The 17428-nt window shown below is 43.0% G+C and carries 16 protein-coding genes; 5 read left to right on the top strand and 11 right to left on the bottom strand.

The genetic code is table 11. From position 1 onward, the window contains the following. The 6 genes from EZV76_RS11715 to EZV76_RS11690 all read right to left on the bottom strand — a co-directional run. Positions 1–285 (bottom strand): Calx-beta domain-containing protein (locus tag EZV76_RS11715; protein ID WP_161594414.1); only part of this gene is annotated, 285 nt, incomplete at its 3' end. Then, positions 282–1139, bottom strand: coding sequence for a Calx-beta domain-containing protein (locus tag EZV76_RS11710; RefSeq protein WP_161594413.1), 858 nt, complete (start codon positions 1137–1139; stop codon positions 282–284). The genes EZV76_RS11710 and EZV76_RS11715, both read right to left, overlap by 4 nt. Positions 1140–1323: 184 nt before the next feature. Continuing rightward, a complete protein-coding gene (gene fabD / locus EZV76_RS11705; protein WP_136566748.1) occupies positions 1324–2205 on the bottom strand; it encodes an ACP S-malonyltransferase in 882 nt (293 codons plus the stop codon). 124 nt (positions 2206–2329) lie between these two features. Next, positions 2330–2839: a gamma carbonic anhydrase family protein gene (locus EZV76_RS11700; RefSeq protein WP_136566747.1), complete on the bottom strand. Its 510-nt coding sequence runs from the start codon at positions 2837–2839 to the stop codon at positions 2330–2332. 382 nt (positions 2840–3221) lie between these two features. After that, positions 3222–3953, bottom strand: coding sequence for a LytR/AlgR family response regulator transcription factor (locus tag EZV76_RS11695; RefSeq protein ID WP_136566746.1), 732 nt, complete (start codon positions 3951–3953; stop codon positions 3222–3224). After that, positions 3953–6136: a tetratricopeptide repeat-containing sensor histidine kinase gene (locus tag EZV76_RS11690; RefSeq protein WP_236640913.1), complete on the bottom strand. Its 2184-nt coding sequence runs from the start codon at positions 6134–6136 to the stop codon at positions 3953–3955. The genes EZV76_RS11695 and EZV76_RS11690 overlap by 1 nt, the downstream gene beginning before the upstream one ends. A gap of 244 nt (positions 6137–6380) precedes the next feature. Between EZV76_RS11690 and EZV76_RS11685 the strand changes: the two genes are divergently transcribed. Then, entirely contained in the window at positions 6381–7550 is a 1170-nt protein-coding gene (locus EZV76_RS11685; RefSeq protein ID WP_136566744.1) for a vWA domain-containing protein, read from the top strand. 51 nt (positions 7551–7601) lie between these two features. Here EZV76_RS11685 and EZV76_RS11680 read toward each other — a convergent pair whose 3' ends face one another. Beyond that, on the bottom strand, positions 7602–8597 hold the full coding sequence (locus EZV76_RS11680; RefSeq protein WP_136566743.1) for a PorP/SprF family type IX secretion system membrane protein: 996 nt from the start codon (positions 8595–8597) through the stop codon (positions 7602–7604). A gap of 127 nt (positions 8598–8724) precedes the next feature. Between EZV76_RS11680 and EZV76_RS11675 the strand changes: the two genes are divergently transcribed. The 4 genes from EZV76_RS11675 (at position 8725) to EZV76_RS11660 (ending at position 12968) form a co-directional block, all read left to right on the top strand. Further along, positions 8725–9621: a NifU family protein gene (locus tag EZV76_RS11675; protein ID WP_136566742.1), complete on the top strand. Its 897-nt coding sequence runs from the start codon at positions 8725–8727 to the stop codon at positions 9619–9621. A 69-nt stretch (positions 9622–9690) separates the two neighbouring features. Beyond that, positions 9691–9891, top strand: a complete 201-nt coding sequence (locus tag EZV76_RS11670) for a dodecin family protein (protein ID WP_136566741.1) — start codon at positions 9691–9693, stop codon at positions 9889–9891. 63 nt (positions 9892–9954) lie between these two features. Next, positions 9955–12069: a thioredoxin domain-containing protein gene (locus EZV76_RS11665; protein WP_136566740.1), complete on the top strand. Its 2115-nt coding sequence runs from the start codon at positions 9955–9957 to the stop codon at positions 12067–12069. Positions 12070–12146: 77 nt separating this feature from the next. Continuing rightward, complete coding sequence (locus tag EZV76_RS11660) at positions 12147–12968, top strand: mechanosensitive ion channel family protein (protein WP_136566739.1); 822 nt, start codon at positions 12147–12149, stop codon at positions 12966–12968. Here EZV76_RS11660 and tsaB read toward each other — a convergent pair. The 4 genes from tsaB to EZV76_RS11640 are packed head-to-tail and all read right to left on the bottom strand — an operon-like array spanning position 12965 to position 17393. Further along, entirely contained in the window at positions 12965–13642 is a 678-nt protein-coding gene (tsaB, locus tag EZV76_RS11655; protein ID WP_136566738.1) for a tRNA (adenosine(37)-N6)-threonylcarbamoyltransferase complex dimerization subunit type 1 TsaB, read from the bottom strand. The genes EZV76_RS11660 and tsaB overlap by 4 nt on opposite strands. Positions 13643–13658: 16 nt before the next feature. Beyond that, positions 13659–15008 (bottom strand): TolC family protein, encoded by a 1350-nt coding sequence (locus EZV76_RS11650; RefSeq protein ID WP_136566737.1) that lies wholly within the window; start codon positions 15006–15008, stop codon positions 13659–13661. A 38-nt stretch (positions 15009–15046) separates the two neighbouring features. Continuing rightward, a complete protein-coding gene (locus EZV76_RS11645; protein ID WP_136566736.1) occupies positions 15047–16159 on the bottom strand; it encodes an efflux RND transporter periplasmic adaptor subunit in 1113 nt (370 codons plus the stop codon). A 34-nt stretch (positions 16160–16193) separates the two neighbouring features. Then, a complete protein-coding gene (locus EZV76_RS11640; protein ID WP_236640912.1) occupies positions 16194–17393 on the bottom strand; it encodes an ABC transporter permease in 1200 nt (399 codons plus the stop codon). Between the last annotated feature and the right edge of the window lie 35 nt (positions 17394–17428).

Here is a 17428-nt window from a genome sequence, read left to right as displayed (position 1 = left end):
GGGGTCCGGGGCAACGTCATCGTTGGTGATCGTCCCAGCTCCCGTGCCGTCCGTCAACGTCGCGTTGACAGGGTTGCTCAGCACCACAGTGAAGCCCTCCGTGGGCTCGACCGTGGTGTCACCGTTCACGACAACCGTTATCGTGGTGCTCGGCGTACCAACCGTGATCTGGCCCGACCCAGCGTTCAACACATAATCCCCGTCGGCAGTCGTCGCCGTTCCGTCGACCGTGGTGTAATCAAAATCTATCGTCGATGCGGCATTGCCGCCACCGTCCACGCTCACCGTGAAGATAAAGTTCGTCGTGCCCCCGCCAAGGTGACATCGGATATGCTTATGGGGTCCGGGGCAACGTCATCGTTGGTGATCGTCCCAGCTCCCGTGCCGTCCGTCAACGTCGCGTTGACAGGGTTGCTCAGCACCACAGTGAAGCCCTCCGTGGGCTCGACCGTGGTGTCMCCGTTCACGACAACCGTGATCGTGGTGCTCGGCGTACCGGCCGTGATCTGGCCCGACCCAGCGTTCAACACATAATCCCCGTCGGCAGTCGTCGCCGTTCCGTCAACCGTGTTGTAATCAAAATCTATCGTCGATGCGGCATTGCCGCCACCGTCCACACTGACGGTAAAAATAAAGTTCGTCGTGGCGCCATCGCCCTCCGCCAAGGTGACATCGGATATGCTGATGGGATCCGGGGCAACGTCATCGTTGGTTATCGTATAGGTAGTCGTGGTCTGCGCACCTAATGTCGCATTTCCCGTTTCACCACTTAGTCCAAGGTTCAGTGTCTCGTTGGGCTCCACCGCGGTGTCCCCCGTTATCGCAAGTGTGGGAATTGGAATTGAACTTCCCGCCAAATATGTACCAATCGGAATATCGACCACTTGAGGACTTGTAAAATCGTAGTCCACGCCCGAAGTTGCGGTACCTGTGCCAGCATCGGTTACGGTTACCGTCGTGGAAACTAATACATTTCCAGTCACAAGGAGCACTGGAAGGTTACCTCCTGAGTCTTCGTCATCCGAACCCGTCGCCTGCGAAAACTCGACGGTGACTTGCCCATATCCGACACCCATACCCAAGAGCATACATATCCAAAACAAAGTCTTTGTTGGGCATAAGCCAATTTGTAAACGCAATGAGGTCTTTTTACAGAAAGATAGCATCAGCTGTTCAATGAGTTTCAGTTTCGTTCTTTTTACTTCTTTTTAAGTTGGTTTTTGGGAAAATCAATATTACTAAAAAACCTCAGAACGCCACAACTTTACAGATTAAATCTATGTTTCTTGGTTGAAATACAATTCCAACGAAAAAAAAGGGATTTTATACTGCTGCAGATGCTGTTTCCGAATCTGGATTTATCTTTTTCACCAATCCTTGCAATACCTTGCCTGGACCTACTTCCACAAAGTTTTTGGCCCCATCCTGAACCATTTGCTGCACGCTTTGCGTCCATTTTACGGGAGCGGTTAATTGTAAGATTAGATTTTTCTTGATTTCATCGGCGTTGGATACCGCTGTGGTGGTCACATTTTGATAAATGGGGCAAGCTGGAGTGTTAAACTTGGTGCCTTCTATGGCGGCTGCCAGTTCTTCACGGGCGGGTTCCATCAATGGGGAATGGAACGCTCCTCCTACGGGCAATAACAATGCTCTTCGCGCTCCGGCTTCCTTCAACTTTTCACAGGCGATGTTCACCGCATCCACCTCTCCGGAGATTACCAACTGCCCTGGACAATTGTAGTTTGCAGGGACCACTACGCCTTCAACTTCTGCACATATTTTTTCTACCACTGCGTCTTCCAGCCCCAAAACGGCTGCCATGGTACTGGGCTGTAATTCGCATGCTTTTTGCATGGCCAGGGCGCGTTGCGAAACCAATTTCAATCCGTCTTCAAAGTTTAGGGTTCCATTGGCGACCAATGCGGAAAATTCACCCAAAGAGTGTCCAGCCACCATATCGGGTTTAAAACTAGCTCCCAACACTTTGCTCAAAACAACGGAATGCAAGAAAATGGCAGGTTGGGTCACCTTGGTTTGTTTTAAATCCTCGGCAGTGCCCTCAAACATGATATCGGTTATGGAAAAGCCTAAAATGTCGTTGGCCTTCTCAAACAACTCCTGAGCTTCGGAATGGTTCTCGTAGAGGTCCAATCCCATGCCTACAAATTGTGCGCCTTGTCCTGGAAAAATATATGCGTTCATAGTGTTCTAGTTTTTTTTGAGTGCCACAAAAATAGGGATATTTTGGAATGTTGGATTATAGACTTAATGATTGTTGGGATACTGGATTTTTTGATTGAACTATTGCAGTTCTGCCAACATCAAACTATTTGAACCAACCAGAATACGTAACATAATTATTGGCGATTCGGTCAATTTCTCCTGAACTGAGCTCTGGACTGACATTTTTGATTTTTCTTGCCGGCATTCCTGCATAAATGCTTCCTTCTTCCACATGGGTCCCTTTGGTCAACACGGCCCCAGCTGCTATAATGGAATTGCTTTCTACTACGCAATCGTCCATAATGATACTGCCCATACCCACCAACACATTGTCTTTCAACGTACAACCATGCACTATGGCATTATGTCCAATAGACACATTGTTTCCAATAGTGGTTGGGGATTTTTGATAGGTGCAATGGATTACGGCGCCATCTTGCACATTGACTTTATTGCCCATTTTGATGAAGTGTACATCGCCACGTACCACTGCATTGAACCAAACACTGCACTGGTCACCCATGGTAACTTCACCCACAATTGTGGCATTTTCTGCAATAAAACAATCTTCTCCAATTTGAGGGGTTTTCCCCTTGACGGATTTCAATATCATTTTTTTCGGTGTTAGTGATACAAATTACGTTCTTTTGATGGATAAAAACATCTCGTCTGCGCTCGATGTGACATTCCATGGTTCACTAACGGATTTGTCTTTCTCCCATGGGCCAGAATCTCTTTCTAAGCTTTGACACGAATTGCACTAATTTTCTCGAATGTTGTATGTCATTTCGAACTTTGTCCTGAGCGTATGGCAAAGGAGCATGGGAAATCTATTTTGGTTTGACACGAATTGCACAAATTTTCACAAATGCTCTATGTCTTTTCGAACGAATGTGAGAAATCTGTTGATTGGGATTTCCCAATCGCTTTACTCATTTCGAAATGACGATTTGCCTGTTTTGTTTCTTGCTTGGGCTTGGACTACTGCAAACCTTTTACTGAAAATAGGACAAAAGCTCTGCTTTTTTGGATGCGGACACCGAGAGTTCCTTACCGTTGGACAACACCACGCTACCTCCCTTTCCTTTTTTGTATTTGACCACCTCGGTAACATTGACCAAATAGGATTTGTGTATGCGTGCAAAAGGATAGGCCTGTAGGGCTTCCTCAAAATATTTTAGGGTCTTGCTGACCACAATTTTTTTATGCTCCAGATAGATTTCGGTATAGTTGTCATCGGCCTTGCAGAAATAAATATCACCCACCTCCAACACTTGAAACCCATCTTGTTGGGGCAAGGTAATCTTCCCTTCCGCTTTCATGGATTTGGCTTGAAGCACCTGCCCCTCCAATGCCATTTCCTTTTCTTTGATGGTTCTCACGTAATCCACAGCCTTAATAAGTTCATCTATATTGATGGGCTTCATTAAATAATAGGCTGCATGTTGATTGAGGGCGTCCATGGCATATTGATTGTACGCCGTTACAAAAATGGTTTCAAAACTACGCTCAGGGATTTGGTCCAACAGATCAAAGGCATTGCCAAAGGGCATTTCCACATCCAAAAACACCAAGTCTGGTTGATGCTTTTTTATGAGTTCCAATCCTTCTTCAATGTTGGCGGCTTCTCCCAACAAATTGACCCTCTCGCAATATTTTGCCAAGTAATTCCGAAGGATTTCCCGGCTGTTGGCCTCGTCTTCAACTATGATTGCCCGTAGTTCCATCAATCTTTTTTAAGCTTTAGGGACACTTTTGTGCCAGTTTGATCTTCGTTTAGGTTGGCTATGGAAACCTCAACCTTATTCTTGTACATATCGTTCAGGATCTGGATACGCTTTTTAATGTTGCCCATTCCCTTGGATTTCTGTTTTTTCTGATTACTGGTTTTCAGTTCTGCAGATCTTTTGCGCCCAATGCCATTATCCATAATCGTAATTTCCAGCAGATTGTTTGTGAGCTGTTGAATGCCAATTTTTAAAAATCCTTTTTCTTCCTTGTACCGCAATCCGTGCCAGATGGCATTTTCTATGTAGGGCTGCAACAACATGGGCGGAATCCGGAAAGCTTCAATGTCCACTTTTTCATCGACCTCGATTTCATAATCGAACTTATCCAAGAAACGAGAATGCTCCAATTTCACGTAGAGTTCCAATAGTTCCAGTTCCTTGGACAGTGGAATGAAATCCTCTTCCGAATTTTCAAGAACGCTACGCATTAACACCGAGAACTCACTTAAAAATCGATTGGCACTGCGTTCATCACTCTTGGCGATATAGTTGTTCACCGAGTTCAGTGCATTGAAAATAAAATGGGGGTTCATTTGGGTACGTAGCGATTTTAGAGCCAAAAGATTGTTGGCCAATTTCTGCTGTTTATTACTCCTGTAGTACAAAAAGGCGGTAAAGGCCATCAATAAAATTCCAAAAGCCAACGAATAAATAATCCACTTTTGCCGCTTACTGGTCTCCTCGTACAGTTGCTGCTCAGTAACGGCAAGACTATATTTACTCTGGCTGAGTTCACGTTCTTGTTCCAAACTGGAAATACGGTTTTGGGTGTTGGCAATCTCCCGATTAAACCTAGCAGCCCTTGAAATTTCCTGTTCTTTTCGAATGTACAGACTGTCTACCACCGCGACATAATCTTGATACGACTCCAACGCTCTAGAGAAATCTCCTTTGTACTTGTAGACTTCCGACAGTTTCCGGGTAGCATCCTTTTGCACCACCAAATCATCATCCTCATCGGCTTCCACAATACTCTTTTCTAGATACGGAATGGCTTCATCCAACTTATCTTGGGCAATGTAGGCGTTGGCTATTTTGTAATTGATGCGTTGGGAGGTAATGGTATCCGACTTTGGTATGGCCACGCCCGAAGTGGCCATTGCTGGTTGTTGGGGCAACTGTCGCAATTCATTCAAGCTTTTCTTTCTCAATTGGATCTCATCATCATACCGACTTTTTTGATTGTAGAAATCAGCCACTTTTTCGCTTTCTTGGATCGATCGCTCCGGGGCCACTTTCTTTGAAAGGTTTAAGGAATTCTGATAAAATCCTTCCGCTTCAATGGTGCGATCTTGACTGGCATAGACATCGGCCATTTTGGAGTTTAAGTCGATGACCTTTGGAGATATTTGGTTTTTTTCAGCAATTTGAAGTCCTTCCCTGTAAAACTCCTGGGCTTTCTTCAAGTTGGCCAGACCTTTATAAGTATCCCCCAGGGCTTCATAAAGCTCGGCCCGTTGGTAGGGAACCATATTTTTCACATCCAATAATGGGGTGAGGGTAGACTCCGCATTTTCGTATTCACCATTCAAAATATAGGCTTTCCCCAACAATAGTTTGGTCTTGCTGGTCTCCCGGGCAGAAAGGGCATCCTTAAAATTGGCAATGGCCAAGTCGTATTGTTTGTGGAACATATAGATTTCCCCAAGAGTGGATAGGGAGGCAGACAACTCTTGCTTATTACCCTGACTACCCAAAGGAGCTATGGACCGGGCAATGAAATCAATGCTTTTTTCCAAATCGGTCCGTTTGTAAAAGTTAGCGGAATCCAACAGCCGCTTATGGTCTACAGTTGTACCATATATGCCTGAACGGTTTTTGCTTTCTCTCTTTTTGGCCGAAGCTGCTTCATAATCCTCAACCAAGACATCCACATCTTCATTGGAGCGTACCCTATACCGTACCGTTTCAAACTCCGGACTTTCAAAAATCAACATATCCCCTATGGCAGCCTTTATCTTGAACTCTCCCAACCCATTGGTAATGGTATGGTTGCCTTTGTCCGTTGTGATCTGGACACCGGAGATAGGTGTATAATTTTCCTTTCCTCTTACAGAACCTTCAATTTCTACCACTGACTGCCCTGTATTGGTTTGCGAAAAACCTATAAATGACGTCATTAGAAAAAGAAAGACTATGTATATATTCTTGACCATGGAGGTTACATCTATTCAGTAAACTTACTTCATCCCAAGCGTATTAAAAAATGGGGATTACCACAAAAGCCACTTCAAATGGCACTATTTTCCCATTTTACCAATCCACACCTTCACTTCACTCATTGCAAACGTCATTTCCCTCATTTGCGATTTTTCTTGAAAAATGTTGCCGCTACTTTTAGCCTATCATTTAAAACATTGCATCATGAAACATTTGAAAAATCTATTGGGAATAACTTTTTGTCTACTCATAACAGCAACGTCTTACGGGTGCGACCTGAAGGCGAAGGAACCTACAAGCACTGCCTTGACCACCAAATCCATTACCGAAAAACCAGCCAAGCAATACGTGAAGATTGCCTTGCTCTTGGACACCAGCAACAGTATGGACGGTCTTATCAACCAGGCCAAGGCACAATTGTGGGACATTGTGAACGAATTCACCCATGCCAAGTGTGGTAACGACTCCCGCCCTTTATTGAAAATCTCCCTATACGAATATGGTAACGACAACTTATCCTCAAGGGAAGGTTATATCAGGCAGGTTTTGGGCTTTAGTTCAGATTTGGACGAAATTTCTGAAAAACTGTTTTCCCTGACCACCAATGGTGGTGAGGAGTACTGCGGACAGGTCATCCAAACTTCCTTGAAACAATTGGATTGGGGCAAAAATGCCGATGACCTAAAAATGATTTTCATTGCAGGAAACGAACCTTTTACCCAAGGAAAATTGAATTATAAGGACGCTGCTACCAATGCCAAAGAGAACGATGTTATTGTAAACACCATTTTTTGTGGCAACTATGAACAGGGTATCTCCACCATGTGGAAAAATGGAGCTACACTTACTGGCGGTGAGTACATGGCCATTGACCACAACAAACAAATCGTACATATAGACACTCCCTATGACGATATCATCATTAAACTCAACTCCAAATTGAACAACACCTATATTTCGTATGGTGCCTTGGGAAGACAAAAAAAGGCTATGCAATCCATGCAGGATAGCAATGCCGCCGAAATGGAAGCTGCGGTTGCGGTAAAACGATCCGTAAGCAAGAGTTCAAGGCTTTACAAAAATTCCAATTGGGATTTGGTCGATGCCGTGGAAGATAATGAGATAGTACTTTCTGAACTGGATGACAATGACCTCCCCGAAGAGCTTCAAGGAAAATCGGAAAGTGAGATCAACATCTACATCAAAGAAAAAAAGGAAGAACGCGACGCGGTCCAAAAACAGATACAGGAGCTCAATGCCAAACGTGAGGCCTATATTTCCGAAAACCAAAAAGAGGAAACCGGCGAACTGGAAAATGCACTTTTATCCGCCATAAAGACCCAAGCGGCAAAGAAAAATTACAAGTGGGATTAACCATTTGTTGAACATGTGCAAAAGTGGTCCACCAGAAACGGTGGGCCATTTTTAATTATTGGCCGCAGGACAGTAGCAATCGTAACGTTTTCCTTGATCGCTTTGTCCAAAATCGTATCCCAAGGTAATCTGGTGGAATCCACCATTGTCGAAACGAATGTCTCCAGATTGGTAAGAATAATTGTAAGAGAATAAAAAACGGTTCACATTAACACCGATAATAGGTGTAAACAACTGTAAACGCTGCTCACCAAAGCTGCCGTTGGATTGAAACTGCGCACCGTCAAAACTACGTCTGTATGAAATTCCACCCCAAACCGTTCCAAAACTCACATCCTTGTAGACCTTGGCATTTAAGTCCACGGTCTTCTCTTTCGTAAAATCGGTCATTTGGAACAAAATAGAAGGTTCTATACGGGTATTTCTCCCAAAAACATAACCTACGGAAAGCAAGTATCTTCTCAGATTGTCAAACTCAGCGGCACTGTACAAGTCCCTACCGCTCCCCAAAATATTCAAGATAGCCGCATGGGCATAAAATTCAAGGAAATTATACGATGCCCCAAGGTCCATATTAAAATAACTTGTGGTGTTCTTTACTCCTGTAATCACAGGATCAGGAAAAACAGACCTAAATTCAGTTTCGTCCAAACTGCTCAGTATCACCCCCGCGCTCAATCCAAAAGAAAGCTGATTCAGGGTCCTAAAATCGCCACCCATCTGCAAATGATGTGCATAAGTGGCCTTAAAACCTGTTTGGGAATGATACCCGTTGGAGTCGTTAAAGAAAATTCCCCCAACACCGCTACGTTCGCCAATCCTAGAGTTGATGTTAAAAGTTTGCAGACTTGGCGCCTCATCTACGCTGAACCACTGTTTTCTGGCGGTCAAGCGAATTTTGGTGCCTTCAGCAATACCAGCCATGGATGGATATACCAGATAGTAATTGTCGGATAAATAATCAAAATAAACGGGTATTCCCTCCTGAGCTTTGGCGAATAGCCCAAATAAAAGAGTAAGAATTGTTGAGGTTATATAACGTCTCATGTGACGGTTTTGGGGCTATTTAAGTAATTTATGATAGAATCAAACACTATGATAACGATGGCAAATCTACATTATTATATATTTTGACCAGATGTGAACTATTGGTATTTTTGCAGAAAGAATCGCCATGAAAGAATATAACATTACCATAGTTCCTACGAACAACGCCAAAATCATAAAACTTGAAGCCAATCATTTTTTGGCAAAGGGCAATTATGAATATAAAAATATTGATGAGGCCAAGAATTCTCCCCTTGCCCAGCAACTCTTCTACCTACCTTTTATTAAAACCGTTTACATCTCAGGAAACTTTATAGCGTTGGAACGGTTTGACATTGTGGAATGGGAGGATGTAAAAGACGAGGTGGCCCAACAATTGGTAGAATATTTAAATGCTGGCGAACCCATTGTCCACGAAGAACTCAACCAGAAAAAAGAACCGGTAACGGTATATGCCGAAGTAACCCCAAACCCAGCCGTCATGAAGTTTGTGGCCAACAAACGCATTGTTCCCGCCGTCTACGAATTCAAAAACATTGATGAGGCTAAAGATTCCCCATTGGCCCAGGAACTGTTCCATTTTCCGTTTGTCAAAGAGGTTTTTTTTGATGAAAACTATGTTTCCATTTCAAAGTATGATATGGCCGATTGGGAAGGCATCAATATGCAATTGCGTGAATTTATCCGTGACTATTTGGCCGATGGCAAGGAAGTGGTTTCAAGTGAAGCTATTCAAAAAAAGAAGGAGGCTACACAGCAAAGTTCCGTACAGACCCCATATGATGAAACATCCCAACAGATTATCGACATTTTGGAAGAGTATGTAAAACCCGCCGTGGCCAGTGATGGCGGTAACATTCTTTTCCAATCCTACGAAGAGGATAGTAAAACGGTAAATGTAATCTTGCAAGGGGCTTGCAGTGGGTGTCCTTCATCTACTTTTACCCTAAAAAATGGCATTGAGACCATGCTAAAAAACATGATGGGCGACAAAATCCGTGAGGTAGTGGCCCTGAATGGCTGATTTTAAGACTTGCGACACCATATTCTGCTTAAAATTTGTTACATTGAATAAATTTCAAAAACAGTAACCATGGCAGTTTTAAAAGTAATCGAAGTATTGGCTAATTCCGATAAAAGCTGGGAAGACGCGGCTAAAAAAGCGTTGGACCAAGCCTCAAAATCGGTAAAGAATATCCGCTCCATCTACATCAACGAACAGAGTGCCACTGTAAAGGATGGAAAAATTGACGACTATAGAGTCAATGTAAAAATTACATTCGAAGTACAATAACCCAAGGGCACAACACATCATCGCGCCCTTTAGGGCGCTTTTTTTATGCTTAAAAATGTATCCATGCTCAAAAAAATTATTCTAGTATTGGCTCTATCTTTTATAACCCATGGCTGTACCCAAAAACCTAAAAAAGTGTCCCATAAATATACCAATGCCTTAATCCATGAAACCAGTCCTTATTTGCTTCAACATGCGCATAATCCCGTAAATTGGGAAGCTTGGAGCCCAGAAGTCTTGGAACGCGCCCAAAAAGAGGACAAACCTATGCTCATCAGTATAGGATACGCCGCCTGCCATTGGTGCCATGTCATGGAAGAAGAGTGCTTTGAGGATGAAGAAGTGGCCCAAATGATGAACGAAAATTTCATCAACATTAAAATTGATAGAGAAGAGCGGCCCGATGTAGACCAAATTTACATGGACGCCATTCAAATGATGTCGGGTAATGGAGGCTGGCCCTTGAACATTGTGGCCCTGCCCGATGGAAAACCATTTTGGGGTGCCACCTACCTCCCCAAGGACAATTGGGTGAAATCTTTGGAACAACTCATCAAACTATACAAAGAAGATAAGGCCAGGGTCACACAATATGCCACAGACCTAGCTGGGGGCATTCATGCCATTAACCTCGTGGAAAATGATTCCGAATCAGATCTCTATTCTTTAGACCAATTGGATGCCGCCGTTCAGCAATGGTCGCAACATTTTGACCCCTCTTTGGGTGGTTACCAACGTGCCCCAAAGTTTATGATGCCCAATAACTGGGAATTTCTGTTGCACTACGCCAACACAAGGAACAAGCCGGAAATCATGTCGCATGTGAATACCACCCTCACCCGAATGGCCTATGGCGGTGTTTATGATCATGTGGGAGGTGGGTTTTCTAGATATGCTGTCGATACCAAATGGCATGTGCCCCATTTTGAGAAGATGTTGTACGACAACGGACAATTGGTGAGCCTTTACGCCAAAGCCTACGCCGTGACCCAAAATGAACTCTACAAGCAGGTGGTTGAAGAGACCATTGCGTTTGTACAAGAAGAATTATTGGATAAAAGCGGAGGGTTTTACTCTTCGCTGGATGCCGATAGTTTGGATGAGAATGGTGAACTTGAAGAAGGGGCCTACTATGTTTGGACTGAAGAAGAGCTGACCCAATTATTGGGTAACGACTTTACCATTTTCAAGGATTATTACAATATTGACTCCTATGGCCTGTGGGAAGAAGGCAACTATGTTTTGATTAGAGACAAGGATGATGAAGTGATTGCCCAAGCACACAATATTTCAGTTCCTGAACTGAAAGATAAAATGACCAGTGCGCTCAAAATCCTTAAACAAGAAAGGGCCAAACGTCCCAAGCCCAGATTGGACGATAAAATTTTGGCTTCTTGGAATGGGTTGATGCTCAAAGGATTGGTGGATGCTTATCGCTATTTGGGCAATGATACCTATTTAGAATTGGCCTTAAAGAATGCCCAATTCTTGGAAAAAGAGATGGTCAAAAAAGATTATTCCATGTACCGAAACCATAAGGCCGGAAAAAGCAGCATAAATGCTTTTTTGGAAGATTACGCCACAGTGATTGAGGCTTACACGGCCCTCTATGAGGTTACTTTTGATGATAAATGGTTACAGCATTCCAAAAAATTGTTGGACTATACCAAGGTGCATTTTAGGGATGAGGAATCTGGAATGTTCTTTTTTACCTCAGATGAAGACCATTCCTTGATCCGAAGAAGCATAGAAACCAACGATAATGTTATTTCAGCCTCTAACTCCATTATGGCTAAAAACCTGCTCAAATTCCACAAACTCTATACTGAAGAAGATTATGGTGACATCGCCAAACAAATGGTAAAAAATGTACAAAAGGATTTTGACCGCAGTGCACAAGGATTTGCCAATTGGCTTCACGTGGTCCTATATGAAAACCAAAATTTTTATGAAATCGCATTGGTGGGTGAAGATTACAAGGCCTTGGGCAAAGAAATTGGCAGCAGCTACTTGCCCAATAGTATTCTGGTAGGCTCAAAAAAAGATGGAAATCTGGAACTTCTCCAAAACCGATATGTTGAAGGCACTACCCTTGCCTATGTCTGTATTGAAGGAACCTGCAAACTGCCAGTAACTACCTCTGAAGGTATCATGCAACAGATACGGTCATTTAAGTAGGATTAACATTTGTTTAAATCCTTTTTATTTTGATTTCTTAAAATATTGGTTAGTTTACCCCAAACCAAAAATTGAACATGAAAGAATTGGAAAACTATCAAGAATATATTGATCAAGCATGGGAATGGACATTGGGCATATTACCCAACCTAATTTTGGCCATTGTACTATTTTTTGGAGGGCTGTGGGTCATTCGCTTTATAAACAAGTTTGTACGTAAGTTTTTTGATAAGAAAGATTATGATGAAACCCTTGAGTCGTTCCTACAAAGTTTCATAAGCATTGCCCTAAAGGTCATCTTGTTTGTTTTGGTTGTCACACAATTGGGGGTAAAGACCTCTTCGTTGGTAGCGATGATAGGTGCAGCCGGTCTCGCCATTGGTTTGGCACTACAGGGTTCTTTGGCCAATTTTGCAGGCGGGGTACTCATTTTAATTTTTAAACCCTTTAAGGTAGGAGATTGGATTTCCGCCCAAGGTATAGATGGTGCTGTGAAGGAAATAAGCATTTTCAATACTAAGGTAAGCACCTTTGGAAATCAAATTGCAATAATCCCCAACGGGCAATTATCCAACGGGAATATTGTGAACTACAACATGGAAAATACCCGTAGGAACAAGTTTGATGTGGGTATTGGGTATGGCTCCAACATTAAGGTAGCCAAAGACATTCTTTTAAAAATCTGTGCAGACAACCCCAATATTCTTACTGAACCTGCACCAGAGGTATATGTTGGTGCACTGGGGGATAGTTCGGTAAACTTAACCTTGCGTTTTTGGGCCAATAACGATGTGTTCTGGCCTGCCCATTTTTATGTAGTGGAAGAGACCAAGTTGCGTTTTGACGAAGCTGGGATTGAGATTCCGTTTCCACAGCGAGTGGTGCATCAACCTAATTAAGGCTTCTTCTTTCCTTGAAGGACAAAATCCTTTAAATAATAGGGTTCAAAATAGGCAACATCCTCAAAATGACCCGCCTCATATTTTGTATGGGACAATACCGCCATTTCTTTGGCAGATGGCATCACTTCCGGCAGAAAATGAAAATTGGGGTGAGACAGGACATCTTTGCATTTTTGCGCACCATTGCCCACTAGATACACCGCATTATGGTCTGTAAATTCTTGGAATGAATCTTCATTGATAATTTCGGCACGGGTCTCCCTAATTTGCTTGTGGCCAGCTTCAAAAACTGCTGAATAAACCTCCATACGCCTTGCATCCAAGACAGGAATGACTACTGCATTTTCCTTAGGGGCAACCTGTTGCGCCATACTTTCCAAGGTTGAAATGGAAATCAATGGAATATCCAACGAAAAACAAAGCCCTTTGGCGGCAGACACCCCTATCCTTAACCCGGTATACGACCCAGGACCTTTGCTGATAGCGACCGCATCAAGGTCTGAAAAAGACAAAGAAGCCCCTTGTAAGGCTTCTTTGATAAAAATGTGCAATTGCTCTGAATGGGAATACTCCATGGCATTGTTCTCTTGAAGAAAAACAATACGGTCCCCTTCGGAGATACTCACGGAACAATTGGTGGTTGCTGTTTCTAAATTTAGTATTCTGGCCATAGCGGCCACAAAGATACTAGTTTAGTGAAATGGGCAAACCAAAGTAGAACTCTAAAATCTTCAATCGGAAGATATAATCGTATTTGGTACGTATTACATCGGCTTCGGCATTGTCTACCCGGGATTGGGCTTGACTAAAATCAAAAGCATTCATTAGACCCACATCATAACGCTCTTTGGCATACTCATAAGCCAGCCTACGGGCCTCAAGTGTTTTTTGTGCAGCCTCATATGCTTTATCAAACGTGCCCACATCTACATAGGCCTGCTGTATGGTTGTCTCTAAATCCAATTTATCTTGTTCCAATTGCAACTTGGCCTTTTCCAGACTGATTTGTGAGCGTTTTACATTGTTTCTGGTACTCCAACCATTAAAGATGGGCACATTTAGTTGGGCACCATAGGAAATACCATCAAAAATCCACAGCTGATCGGTGAAATTTGGGGTGTACGCCCCTCCATTTCCATCTGGAATTTGAGTTACATCTGAATATCTTGTGCCGTATTGAAAGAAGGCCGAAAGCGTGGGCAAGTACGCCCCTTTGGCAATTTTTAAGTCTTCTTCCGCAAGTCCAACAAAAGATTCTGATAATTTAATATCATTTCTAAAACTAAGTGCCTTATCAAAAATGACCTTTGCAGAATTGTTCAAAATATCGGAAGGTGGAACTTCAAACTCTTCATCGGCTATATCAAAATTCTCATAATCGGTAATCTGAAGCAATTGTGCCAAGTTCACCCTTGAGATCAAGACCATCCCTTCTCCATTGACCACTTGTTGTTGTTGACTTGCTGCGGTGGCCTCAATTTCCAAAAGATCTCCCCTAGGTACTACTCCCGATTCTACAAGCTCCTTGGTACGTTTAAGGTCCTGCTCGGTTACCGCATATTGGGCCTTGAATGTTTTGAGCTGTTCTTTGCTGGACAATACTTGCAAATAGGCGTTGGCCACATTCAACCGGATGTCGTCCTTGAGGTCGTCCAAACGATATTGGTTGGCAATGGCGTTGAGCTTGGCCCTGTTCAACTGTTTTACATTCCGAAGCCCATCAAACAAGGTAACATTGGAGCTTATTCCTGCATTTACGTTAAACGCAGTACTATTGGTGGGAAGGTTGTTTGTAGGATTAATGGAAAAACCCGTGTTGCTCGATACGGATGTTGACCCATTTAAATTGGGAAGCATGTTACCCACTGCATCTGACTTATCTATTTTGGCGTTTTCAAGATCTAGTTCAAATTGCTCAACGGTTAAGTTGTGCTCCATGGCATATTCAACACATTCCAATAATGTCCATTTGCGCATTTGAGCTTGGGATGCGAATATGGCAAATAGGAGTACTAGAGTTGTTATTATATTTTTCATTCGTTTTTTGATTTTTGTTCGTAAAGGAAAAGCCATCATCAATCTGCGTCACTTTTCTTCTCTAGCTTGTTCCAAATTTTAACTTTGGCTTTTTCATCCAGCCCAGATACGACCTCAACATCAATGCCGTCACTTACGCCCAATTCCAAATCCTTGCGCTCAAACTCATTTTCTCCTACCTCTACTTCTACATAAGGTTTTTCGGTTTCCTTATCAAACTGCAATAAAGCCTCTTTAATAGCCAGTACATCTTTTTTCTCTTCCAAAACAATAGAAGCGTTTGCGCTATATCCTGCCCTTACATATGTGGTACTGTCCGTTAGGGCCAAATCCCCCTCAATCTTAAACTGTACGGCACCTTCCTCTTCTACACCTTTTGGTGCGATGAATTTTAATTTTGCGGAAAATTTTTGCGTCTCAAGAGCACCCAAACTAATATCAAGAGGCATCCCTACATGCAATTTTCCAACTTCGGCTTCATCCACCTCGCCCTCAAAAATCATCTTGGACATGTCGGCAATGGTGGCAATGGTGGTACCATCATTAAAATTATTACTTTGGATAACCTGGTCCCCTTCTTTAACGGGTATTTCCAAAATGGTTCCGGAAACAGTGGCCCTGATATTGGTATTTGCGCTGGCAGACCCTCCCGATGACCCTTTTTTAATGATCTGATAATCGGCCTGGGCATTCTTTAGTTCCTGGGTAGCCTGATCAAAGGTCAACTTCAAATTATTGAAGTCTTGACTTGAAATTACCCCTCTATCAAACAGTACTTTGTTCCGGTCATACTCGATCTTGGCATTGTTCAGGGCCAATTCTGCATTACGGACCCTACCCGCGGCTTGGTTCAAGGACTGTTCATTGGGAACCACCTTGATGACCGCGATAAGATCTCCTGCATTAACTTTGACCCCTTCCTCCAAAATAATCTTATCTATAATTCCGGATATTTGGGGTTTGATATTGATTTCATCCTCTGGAATAACCTTTCCGGTAACAATCACCTTGTTCACAATATCCTTTCGCTCCACGGTTTCGGTCTTGTAGAGTTCTGCGGGAGTACTGTTTTGTTTGAGAAAGTATACGGTAGCGGCCAAAACGGCTACGACCAATATTCCGATCAATCCGTACTTTACATACTTGTTCATTATTGTTAATTTGATTCGTTATTATTTGTATTGATTATTCTTCTCTCAATGCTTCAATGGGTCTTATCTTAACCGCCCTGTTTGCTGGCAACAACCCAATGAGTACGCTCAGGCCAACCATTAACACAAACGATATGATAAATTGTGGTATACTGATCATGGGGTTTACAAAAGGGAAATCATCGCCACTGCCCCACATGGAGTCCATGATGGCCAATATCCCCACTGAAATGGCAAACCCAACCAATCCTGCAAAGGCCGTCAACACAATGGCCTCTACCACAATTTGACGCTTTACCACCTTAGGGGTTGCCCCCAATGCCCTACGAACCCCAATTTCCTTGGTTCTCTCCTTAACGGTAATCAACAGGATATTACTAATGGCTATTACACCGGCCAGTAACGTAAAAATTCCAACAAAAAAGGAAAACCCTTGGAGTACCATTGTAAAACCATTGATGTTGTTGAATATTTCGGACATATCAAAACTACCTATGGCCCTATCATCATCTGGGTGGATGTCGTATTTGGTTTTCAGGATATCCTTGATCTGCTTTTCCACCAAAGGCACAGGGGTCTTGGCTTCCACGGCAATGGCCATCCAACCCATACGATCACCTGAATTAAATGCCTTTTGAAAAGTGGTAAAAGGGATAAATACGGCATTTTCCCCATCAATATTGATGTTGTTGTTGGGTTTGTAAATCCCCACTACCGAAAAATACACTCCATTGATACGAATGTCCTGTCCAATGGCATTTTCTCCTTTATCAAATAGGAGTTTGTAGGTTTCCTCACCAATGACACATACTTTTTTGGAGTGCTCAATATCGGTTTGGTTCAAAAACCTTCCTTCCACCAACTTCTTTTTGGTGATGTCATCAATTTCTGGGTAATCCCCGTACACTGATGAACCACTGGTTTGGCCATTTCTATACACGCTTACCACACTACGATGGCTCCCGAGCTCTATCCTTGGGGCCAAAACTTCAATTTCAGGGATTTGCTTTTTTAAAATCTCGGCGTCTTCAACCTTATATCTAATCCTTCGCCCTCTTTCAAAACCTTTGTAGGGTTCCGATGTTGATTGCCCCCAAACAAAAAGACTATTGGAGGCCGTACCTGCAAATATTTTGTTGAATCCATTGCTCATTCCATTGGCAGAACCCAATAATAACACCAAAATGACCATGGCAAAAATCACCCCCAGCATTGTAAGGAAGGTCCTGAACATGTTCTTACCCAGGGTATGAAAAATCTCTATCCACA

The organism is Flagellimonas alvinocaridis (assembly GCF_004916895.1).
Classification (GTDB): Bacteria; Bacteroidota; Bacteroidia; order Flavobacteriales; family Flavobacteriaceae; genus Flagellimonas; species Flagellimonas alvinocaridis.
The sequence above is the reverse complement of the archived record's forward strand: the minus strand, read 5'-3'. Positions and strand labels throughout refer to the sequence as shown.